This is a genomic window from Helicobacter pylori (assembly GCF_001998165.1).
GTDB lineage: Bacteria > Campylobacterota > Campylobacteria > Campylobacterales > Helicobacteraceae > Helicobacter > Helicobacter pylori_DL.
Window position 1 is genome coordinate 1 of the sequence record NZ_MTWR01000024.1, and the last position, 9,337, is coordinate 9,337.

The following is a 9,337-nucleotide window of genomic DNA, read 5'->3' on the forward strand; positions in this document are numbered from 1 at the left end:
TTCTATCGCTTATTTAGAGCTAGACCCTAGAGATTTTAACGTTGCAGAAGAATGGCAAAAAGAAAATCTAAAAATACGCTCTAAAGCTCAAGCTAAAATGCTTGAAATGAGGAGTTTAAAACCAGACCCACAAGCCCACCTTTCAACCTCTCAAAGCCTTTTGTTCCTTCAAAAAATATTTGCTGATGTTAGTAAAGAAATAGAAGCAGCGGCTAATACTGAAAAAAAAGCAGAAAAAGCGGGTTATGGTTATAGTAAAGGGATGTAGCGATTAAAATATTACACCAAGTTTTTAATGATCTGTCGGCTTTTGATTTTTTATGGTGGCGTTATTTGGTAATAAAAGAGAACCTTTTTAAAAGCTTAAGCTCCCTAAAGTAAGGTAAAACTTACAAATGGAGGTTAAAACGCGCAATAAAACTCCAAAGAGCCGACTTTTTTAATCGTAATTTGCTTATGGTTTAACAAAGTTTCTAAGTGTTTAAAAGTGTTAGAATCTAAGATTAGGGGGGCTTCTTCTGCGCTTAAAGGGCGCCTGGAAATTAAAGCGAGCAATTCGTCTATACCGCAAGAAATCAATTTTTTGGCTTGAGCAGTGGATCGTTTAGGCAAACTCACGCAAAGCCCTTCAAAAAACAAAGAGCATTTCAATAATTCATCTTCGCTTAATTTTGGGGCTTTAAAGCTTGAGGGCCTGTCTATGGTGCTTAAATCCACTCTAGCGGTATTGATTTTTTTTAAAAAGTCAGCGATGAGTTTTAAGTTGTTCGCGCTATCATTCACGCCTTTAATCAACAACACTTCAGCCACCAGTTGCCCTTGATAGATTTGAGAAAAGCGCAAAATCCCCTCTAAAATCTTGTCAATGTCTTTAGAATAGGGCTTATCCACTCTTTCAAAGGCCTTCAAATCAATAGCGTCTAAAGAAAATTTAACGATGTCAAATTCCTTTAAGGCTTGTTGGACTTTTGGCTCATAAAAGAGTGAGCCGTTGCTTAAAATCAAAGTTTTAACGCCCTTTAAAAAAGGCTTGATGCTTTGGATAAGCTCTAATAAATGAGGGTATAGCGTGGGTTCGCCATTAGCGGTAATGGTTAAAACATCAATGGGGGTAGCAAGGTTGTTTAGGGCGTTTTGAATGGCGTTAATCAAGGTTTCCACTTTGATCACTTCTTCCATGCGTTCAATGGGCTTGGCTTTACCCAACTCGCAATAAATGCAATTGTAATTGCATTGTTTTTTAGAGGGCGATAGATCCACGCCCAAAGACTTCCCAAAACGCCTGGATAAAACAGGCCCAAAAACGACAGGCGGATTTTCTTTAGCCATTCTCTTCCTCTAAAAACACGCGTTCTTTGCATTTGATGCATTCATGCGCCTTTTTTTTGCGATACATTCTTTCACTCATCAAATAATGGCATTTCTCGCAACGCTTGTTGATGGGCTTATGGTTGGATAAAAAATTGCATTTAGGGTAGTTGTTACAGCCATAAAACGAGCCTTTCTTACTCCTTTTTAAGGCAATATCCCCTCCGCATTCTGGGCATTTCACGCCTTCTATTGTTTCTTTGGCGTTAGGGGTGTTTTTTAACGATTTGGTGTTTTTGCATTCAGGGTAGTTATTACAAGCTAAAAACGCCCCGTTTCTGCTGAATTTTTGCACCATTTCCCCTCCGCATTTTTCGCACAATTCTTGCTTGGCTTCATTATTAGCGGTTTCAGTTTGTTTGATGTATTTGCATTTAGGGTAATTGTTGCAAGCGATAAACTCCCCATAACGGCTATTCTTTTTGACTAATTCCCCTCCGCATTTAGGGCATGATTGGCCGGTTTTTTCATGCACTTTTTGAGAGATGATATTTTTTTTCCCAGCTTCAATTTTATCCATAAAGGGGTAGTAAAAATCCTTTAAGACTTGTTGGTAGTCGGCTTTATTTTGAGCGATATTGTCTAATTCCTCTTCTAAAGAAGCGCTGAATTTGGAATCCACGATTTCTTCAAAATGCTTTTCTAAAATTTCTATCACTTTAAAAGCGCTCTCTAAAGCGCTGATCTGCTTTTTTTCTACCTTAATATAGTCTCTGTTTTGTAAAAGAGAAATCGTTGGGGCGTAAGTGCTGGGTCTGCCTATGCCTAAACTTTCTAAAACTTTAATCAAACTCGCTTCTGAATAGCGTGTTGGGGGTTCTGTAACATGGGCGTTGCTCTCTAGTTTTTCTAATTTAATGGGGTCATTTTCTTTTAAATTAGGGAGCAATTTGTCCTTATCGTCATTGCCTAAAATTTTATAATAGCCATCAAAAAGGAGTTTTCTCCCACTCGCTTTAAACTCGCCTTTTTCGCAAGCCACAACCACGCTTTGGCTTTCAAAAAGAGCGTCTTGCATTTGAGAAGCTAAGAAGCGTTTATAAATTAAAGCATAGAGCTTTAATTCTTCAGGCTTAAGGTAGTCTTTTAAAGCGTTTGGCTCTAAAATAATAGAAGTGGGCCTGATCGCTTCATGGGCTTCTTGGGCGTTTTTACTCTTGCTGGAATAGACTTTGGCTTTAGGGGGTAAGTAGTCTTTGCCATAGTCTTTTAAAATCTTATTCCTCGCTTCTTCTAAAGCTTCTTTAGCGATGTTCAAGCTATCGGTCCTCATGTAAGTGATCACCCCCATAACCCCTTGCGGGGTGGCTACGCCTTCATACAATTTTTGAGCGATGCTCATGGTTTTTGTGGGCGAAAAGCCTAAAAGACTGGAAGCGCTTTGCTGTAAAGTAGAAGTCATGAAAGGGGGCGGTGTGGGGGATTTTTTAGATTTTTTAATAATACTAGAAATAGTGTAGCTTTCTTTTTCTAATTCGTTTTTAATCTCTTGAGCTTTTTTTCCATCAATAAGCTCTTGGGCTTTGAGTTTGTTGCCCTTATAGCTAATGAGTTGCGCTTCTAAATGCGACTCAAAATAAGCGTCTAGCGTGAAGTAGGTTAAAGGCTTAAAGGCTTTAATCTCCCTCTCCCTATCAATCACAAGCTTTAAAGCCGCGCTTTGCACTCGCCCAGCGCTCAAACCTTTAGTGATTTTTGATGAAATCAACGAGCTTAATTTAAAGCCTACGATCCGATCTAAAAAGCGTCTGGCTTGTTGGGCATTGACCTTAGACATGTCAATTTTTCGTGGGGTTTTTAGAGCGTTTAAAATCGCATTTTGCGTGATCTCATGAAAAACAATCCTAGGATAGCTCTCCAATTTCCCCCCAATCAAACATGCCACATGATAGCCTATCGCTTCCCCTTCTCGGTCTTCATCGGTAGCGATATAGGTGGTAGATGCCTTTTTAGAAAGCTCTATGATCTGTTTGACAAGCTCTTTATGGTCTTTATCCACAACATAATTAGGAGTAAAGCCGGTTTCATCAATCTTAATGCCTAAAGCGAATTTGGATAAATCTCTAACATGCCCTTTAGAGGCGATGACTTCGTAATTTTTATCCAAAAAATTTTTAATGGTTTTGGCTTTTGCGGGGGATTCTACAATAATAAGGTGCTTCATGGAACGCCTTTAATGAAATGTTTATACCTATTAATGAATGATTGTAGCATAGAATTTTGACTAAACGCCCTATTAAACCATAAAAACCATAACAGCGCTAAAAATCAAAGAGTTGGAACACCCTTTGCTTGACTAACAGCAAATATCTATGCAAAGGATGCAAACATGAGTTTTAGGATAAATACCAATATCGCCGCTTTAACTTCTCATGCGGTAGGGGTTCAAAACAACAGAGACCTTTCAAGCTCGCTTGAAAAGTTAAGCTCAGGGCTTAGGATCAATAAAGCCGCTGACGATTCTAGTGGGATGGCGATCGCTGATAGCTTAAGGAGTCAAAGCGCGAATTTGGGTCAAGCGATCCGCAACGCTAATGACGCTATTGGTATGGTTCAAACCGCTGATAAAGCGATGGATGAGCAAATCAAAATCTTAGACACCATTAAAACCAAAGCCGTTCAAGCCGCTCAAGACGGGCAAACTTTAGAAAGCCGAAGAGCGCTCCAGAGCGATATTCAAAGGTTGTTAGAAGAATTGGACAATATCGCTAACACCACAAGCTTTAACGGCCAACAAATGCTTTCAGGAAGTTTTTCTAACAAAGAATTTCAAATTGGCGCGTATTCTAACACCACGGTTAAGGCGTCTATTGGCTCAACGAGTTCGGATAAGATCGGGCATGTGCGCATGGAAACTTCCTCTTTTAGCGGTGCAGGCATGCTCGCTAGCGCGGCGGCGCAAAACTTGACTGAAGTGGGTTTGAATTTCAAACAAGTCAATGGCGTGAATGATTATAAGATTGAAACCGTGCGCATTTCCACAAGTGCTGGCACTGGGATTGGAGCGTTAAGCGAGATCATCAATCGCTTTTCTAACACTCTAGGCGTTAGGGCTTCTTATAATGTCATGGCTACCGGCGGCACACCGGTGCAATCAGGAACCGTGAGGGAGCTCACCATTAATGGCGTAGAAATTGGAACCGTGAATGATGTGCATAAAAACGACGCTGATGGCAGATTGACTAATGCGATCAACTCCGTCAAAGACAGGACCGGCGTGGAAGCGAGCATGGATATTCAAGGGCGCATTAATTTGCACTCCATTGATGGGCGCGCGATTTCAGTGCATGCAGCGAGCGCGAGCGGTCAGGTTTTTGGGGGAGGGAATTTTGCGGGGATTTCTGGGACACAGCATGCGGTTATTGGGCGCTTAACCTTGACGAGGACCGACGCTAGAGACATTATCGTGAGCGGTGTGAATTTTAGCCATGTGGGCTTTCATTCCGCTCAAGGGGTGGCAGAATACACCGTGAATTTGAGAGCGGTTAGGGGTATTTTTGATGCGAATGTGGCTTCAGCAGCCGGGGCGAACGCTAATGGCGCGCAAGCGGAGACCAATTCTCAAGGTATAGGAGCCGGAGTAACAAGCCTTAAGGGGGCGATGATTGTGATGGACATGGCGGATTCAGCGCGCACGCAATTAGACAAGATCCGATCGGATATGGGTTCGGTGCAAATGGAATTGGTTACCACCATTAACAATATTTCTGTAACCCAAGTGAATGTTAAAGCGGCTGAGTCTCAAATCAGAGACGTGGATTTTGCTGAAGAGAGCGCGAACTTTTCTAAATACAATATTTTGGCGCAAAGCGGGAGTTTTGCTATGGCGCAAGCGAATGCGGTGCAACAAAATGTCTTAAGGCTTTTACAATAACAGCCCTTAATTTAAGGGGGCGTTAGCCCTTTTTATAAGTTATTTTTATAAGTTAAAATGATGGATATTTATCAAAAAAACTTACAAGCTCTTTTCAAAAAAGACCCTCTTTTGTTCGCACAGCTCAAAGCCATTAAAGAAAACAAAAAATACGAAGTGTTTTTGGGGAATGATAGCGCGAATTTCAACCTCTTAGATAAAGAAACAAACACGCCCTTATTTGAAAAAAGCCCGCTAGATTCAAGCTTAGAGCTATACAAAAATAGCGAAATTTACATGCTTTATCCTTATTTGTATTATTTTGGCTTGGGTAATGGGGTATTTTATCGCTTGCTTTTAGGTAATGGCAATTTAAAACGCTTGGTGGTCATTGAGCCTGAAATAGAGGTTATTTTCATTGTGCTGAATCTTTTGGATTTTTCCACTGAGATTTTAGAAAATCGTTTGATTTTATTGCATGCAAGTTTTTGCAATTACAACATGATCGCTTCATTGTTTGATATGGATAAAAAGTCTCGTTTATACGCAAGAATGTATGATTTAAAACTTTTTAACGCTTATTATGAACGATACTCTCATCAAATGATAGGAATCAACCAGCATTTCACGCACGCTTTAGAGCATGGCGCTATTAGCGTGGGCAATGACGCTAAAGACGCGCTCATAGGCATCAAACAGCATGCCGCTAATTTGCCTGAAGTCATCAAAAGCCCTAGTTTAGTGGATTTTGTGAACGCTTTAAAAAACAGAGACACCGCTATCATTGTTTCAACCGGGCCCAGTTTGAACAAGCAGCTCCCCCTTTTAAAAGAAATCGCTCCTTACGCCACGCTTTTTTGCATAGACGCTTCTTTCCCTATTCTAGCCAGAGCCGGTATCAAGCCTGATATTGTGCTGTCTTTAGAAAGGGTGGATTTAACGGCGAAATTCTACGAAGAAACCCCCTTAGATTTTCAAGAAGGCGTTATTTTTGCTCTGACTTCCATTGTGCATAAACGATTGATTCAAGCGATTAAAAAGGGGGTTAAACAATTCAGCTTCCGCCCTTTTGGTTACACCAACCTTTTTGGTTTGCACCAGTATGGCTATGTGGGCATAGGCATGAGCGCAGCGAACATGGCGTATGAATTAGTGGTGCATTCTCGTTTCAAAAGATGCGTGTTTATCGGGCAAGATTTGAGCTTCTCACAAAGTGGTAACAGCCACGCTAGCGGGGCGATTTATGGCGATAGAGAGATCAAGCCTAAAAAAGATAAAGACAAGATCTTTATAGAAAAATATGGGGGTAACGGGGAAGTAGAAACCACTTTAGTGTGGAAACTTTTCTTAGAATTTTTTGAAAAAGATATTTTCAACACGCCCTATAAATTAGAAGTCATTAACGCTACTGAAGGGGGGGCTAGGATTAAAGGGACTAAAGAAATGCCCTTTAAAGAAGTGTGCGAAAAAATAGATAAATCCAAGCCAAAGCCTCCTATCAATCTTATTTATCCCACCCAATCAGAGCAAGATAAAAACTTAAAGATCGCTAAGCAAAAATGCGAAGAAATCATCAAATACGCCAATGAGAAAAAAACGCAAGTTGAAAGAGTGTTTTTAAAAGTGGCAGAGTTTTTAGAAAAAGTGGAAAAGCTTCATGAAGAAAAAAAATTAGAAGAGTTGGATTTTGAAGAATTAGAAAATTTGAGCGCTGAAATTGACAACATTAAAGAGCTTTTTGACGACAAGCGATTCAATTCGTATTTTATGGATGCGATACAATCTTACATCTTCCACCAGGAATTGCATATCGCTGAAATCGTGTGTAAAAAAACGAATAATGAAGACGAATTAAGGGCTAAGCAATTAGAATACATTTACGCGCACAAATACTGGCTTTTTAGTTTAGCGGGCGGGATGGATTGCGTGGTAGAAGCGATCAAAATGGCTTTAAAAGAATGGTAAAACCCCTTTTTAAGCGTATGTGTCTAGGCTGGAATAAATTTCAGGGGTATTTTCGCCATCAATAAGGCTTTTTTCAACTTGGGATCTGTCTTTGATTGTGCCGTCATTATTGATAGCGTTTAAAGCTTGTAACCGGTCAAAATCAGGGGCGTTTGGCGCATTATCTTGGCTGAAACCATCTTGAATATTGCTTTGTTGTAAATCCTGCTCTACTTGATTCCTATCTTTTATGGTTGCGTCATTATTGATATTGTTCAAGGTTTGGAGCTGTGTGAAATTAGGGGTGTAATGGGTGTTGATGGTCATGTTTTATCCTTTTTAGCTTTTTACACGCTCAATCGTGGATCATCATTATAGCAATAATCCATTAAATCGCCCAATCGTAAAACCTTGCATGAGTTTTCAATCAAATCAAAAACTTCCATGAGTTTAGAAAGCTCTCTGTGGTAGGCAAAAATCCCACACCCCTTAATGAAAACAAAATATTTTTTGCTCTCTTGCAGTTGGCGTAAAATTTCTGTATCCGCTCTTTCTTGCCAGCTGTCATAGTCTTTGGGGTTAAAAATGGAAATTTCTTCGCCCAAAGAACGATACCCTAAATAATCTCTAGGGAGCAATCGGTTGTGGCACAAGGAATACGCCAAACTATAAGGAGGGCGCGCGTAAGCGATGAATTTAGCGTCCAAAAACTCCCTATACACGCTCGCATGAATGGGCGAATCCTGGCTCGCTTCTTTCCAGCGGTAATCTATCTTGTCATGCAAGACCAGTAAGGTGTTTTCATTCAATTGATCAAAAACAGCGTTTCTTTTATTGATCACAAATTGATTGGTGCCAATGCGCGCCGAAATGGAGCCTTGATAAAGCCCAAAAAAACCCTTTCTAAACATGGATAATGAAATGCTTTGGAGCGAACGAATCAGCCCGCTATCAATGCCTCTTGTGTGTGTGTTCATGTTTAGCATGATAACAAGTTTTTTTAATAAAAGGTATTAGTTGCCCAACAGATCTAAATTAAATCAATTCTATAAAAAATCCTAATTTAATGCTAGTAAATAAATTTAGTGATACAGACTAAAGTTTAAAGAAAAATCGGGTAATTTTTATCACTTTTTCAAAACAAGTGATAGATTATTAACTTTTTGCGCTATAATGCGAGGGTTCTTTCATCAAGAATGGTGATTGACGAGATTTTTCAAATAATGATGTTAAGAATAATTAAAGTAGGTTCTGATTTGAATAAAAAAGAGAGTTTGTTAGATGCGTTTGTTAAAACCTATCTGCAGATTTTAGAACCCATTAGCTCTAAACGCTTGAAAGAGTTGGCAAACTTGAAAATATCTTGCGCGACGATCAGGAATTATTTTCAAATCCTTTCTAAAGAAGGCATGCTCTATCAAGCCCATTCTAGCGGTGCTAGATTGCCCACTTTTAAGGCGTTTGAAAACTATTGGCAAAAGTCGTTGCGCTTTGAAGTTTTAAAGGTGAATGAAAAACGCTTAAAAAGTGCGAGTGAAAACTTTGGGCTTTTCACGCTGTTAAAAAAACCCAGTTTGGAGCGTTTAGAAAGAGTCATTGAATGCGAAAAACGCTTTTTGATTTTGGACTTTTTGGCGTTTTCTTGCGCGCTGGGTTACAGCGTTAAAATGGAGAAGTTTTTATTAGAACTTGTGGGCAAAAGCGTTAAAGAAGTGCGTTCAATCGCTGCTTCTGTCAATGCGTTGAGTTTGGCCAGACAATTAGAGCGTTTGGAGTATTCCAACACACAAATCACACGCTTTAATCTAATGGGATTAAAAACGCTTTTAAACAACCCTTTATTTTTTGACATTTTAGGGGGTAAGGTTTTGGAGCGTTTCAAAAAGGGGTTGCATTTTATAGAGCCTGATTGCATGCTAGTAACACGCCCCATAGAATTTCAAAACGAGCGGATGCAACTGCTTTGCGTGGGGAAACTAGAATGCGATTATGAAGGGTTTTTTCAAACGATTTCTAAGGAGGAATGTTTTTAGCCTTGTATAAAAGGAATAAAACCCACGCCAAATAGGGTAAATTAATCAATGAAAGATACCCAAAATATTTTTTATTGAGTGCGGCAAACCACACCCCAAAACGCCCCACTAACCCACTATTACCCAGCCATGAAGAAAG

Annotated in this window: 8 protein-coding genes; 4 read left to right on the forward strand and 4 right to left on the reverse strand. The window is 39.8% G+C overall.

Features of this window, described 5'->3' with window-relative positions; genetic code table 11:
- Positions 1-268, forward strand: a 268-nt coding sequence (locus tag BZK24_RS03560; RefSeq protein ID WP_143424374.1) for a DUF874 family protein, incomplete at its 5' end; no start/stop codon positions are given.
- A gap of 134 nt (positions 269-402) precedes the next feature.
- On the opposite strand, the gene BZK24_RS03565 is transcribed toward BZK24_RS03560, so the two are convergent.
- Together BZK24_RS03565 and topA are read right to left on the reverse strand one after the other, a co-directional pair.
- The gene (locus BZK24_RS03565) at positions 403-1,329 is read right to left on the reverse strand and encodes a radical SAM protein (RefSeq protein ID WP_077656587.1); all 927 of its coding nucleotides are present in this window, start codon (positions 1,327-1,329) and stop codon (positions 403-405) included.
- Positions 1,322-3,532 (reverse strand): type I DNA topoisomerase, encoded by a 2,211-nt coding sequence (topA, locus tag BZK24_RS03570; RefSeq protein WP_077656588.1) that lies wholly within the window; start codon positions 3,530-3,532, stop codon positions 1,322-1,324. Before topA ends, BZK24_RS03565 begins: the two co-directional genes overlap by 8 nt.
- A 165-nt stretch (positions 3,533-3,697) precedes the next feature.
- On the opposite strand from topA, the gene BZK24_RS03575 reads away from it, so the two are divergent.
- Positions 3,698-5,242 (forward strand): flagellin B, encoded by a 1,545-nt coding sequence (locus BZK24_RS03575; protein ID WP_000010012.1) that lies wholly within the window; start codon positions 3,698-3,700, stop codon positions 5,240-5,242.
- A gap of 60 nt (positions 5,243-5,302) precedes the next feature.
- A complete protein-coding gene (locus BZK24_RS03580; RefSeq protein WP_171972391.1) occupies positions 5,303-7,186 on the forward strand; it encodes a motility associated factor glycosyltransferase family protein in 1,884 nt (627 codons plus the stop codon).
- 9 nt (positions 7,187-7,195) lie between these two features.
- Here the strand turns inward: BZK24_RS03580 and BZK24_RS03585 are convergent, their stop codons facing one another.
- Positions 7,196-7,492: a hypothetical protein gene (locus BZK24_RS03585; RefSeq protein WP_077656590.1), complete on the reverse strand. Its 297-nt coding sequence runs from the start codon at positions 7,490-7,492 to the stop codon at positions 7,196-7,198.
- A gap of 20 nt (positions 7,493-7,512) precedes the next feature.
- A complete protein-coding gene (locus BZK24_RS03590; RefSeq protein ID WP_171972392.1) occupies positions 7,513-8,142 on the reverse strand; it encodes a class II aldolase and adducin N-terminal domain-containing protein in 630 nt (209 codons plus the stop codon).
- A gap of 219 nt (positions 8,143-8,361) precedes the next feature.
- Between BZK24_RS03590 and BZK24_RS03595 the strand changes: the two genes are divergently transcribed.
- Positions 8,362-9,198 (forward strand): HrcA family transcriptional regulator, encoded by an 837-nt coding sequence (locus BZK24_RS03595; RefSeq protein ID WP_077656592.1) that lies wholly within the window; start codon positions 8,362-8,364, stop codon positions 9,196-9,198.
- The last annotated feature ends 139 nt before the right edge of the window (positions 9,199-9,337 follow it).

Bases quoted from the DNA above. Each gene is read 5' to 3' on its own strand.
- BZK24_RS03565 (WP_077656587.1), bottom strand. From the start codon at position 1,329: ATGGCTAAAGAAAATCCGCCTGTCGTTTTTGGGCCTGTTTTATCCAGG.
- topA (WP_077656588.1), bottom strand. From the start codon at position 3,532: ATGAAGCACCTTATTATTGTAGAATCCCCCGCAAAAGCCAAAACCATT.
- BZK24_RS03575 (WP_000010012.1), top strand. From the start codon at position 3,698: ATGAGTTTTAGGATAAATACCAATATCGCCGCTTTAACTTCTCATGCG.
- BZK24_RS03580 (WP_171972391.1), top strand. From the start codon at position 5,303: ATGGATATTTATCAAAAAAACTTACAAGCTCTTTTCAAAAAAGACCCT.
- BZK24_RS03585 (WP_077656590.1), bottom strand. From the start codon at position 7,492: ATGACCATCAACACCCATTACACCCCTAATTTCACACAGCTCCAAACC.
- BZK24_RS03590 (WP_171972392.1), bottom strand. From the start codon at position 8,142: ATGAACACACACACAAGAGGCATTGATAGCGGGCTGATTCGTTCGCTC.
- BZK24_RS03595 (WP_077656592.1), top strand. From the start codon at position 8,362: ATGGTGATTGACGAGATTTTTCAAATAATGATGTTAAGAATAATTAAA.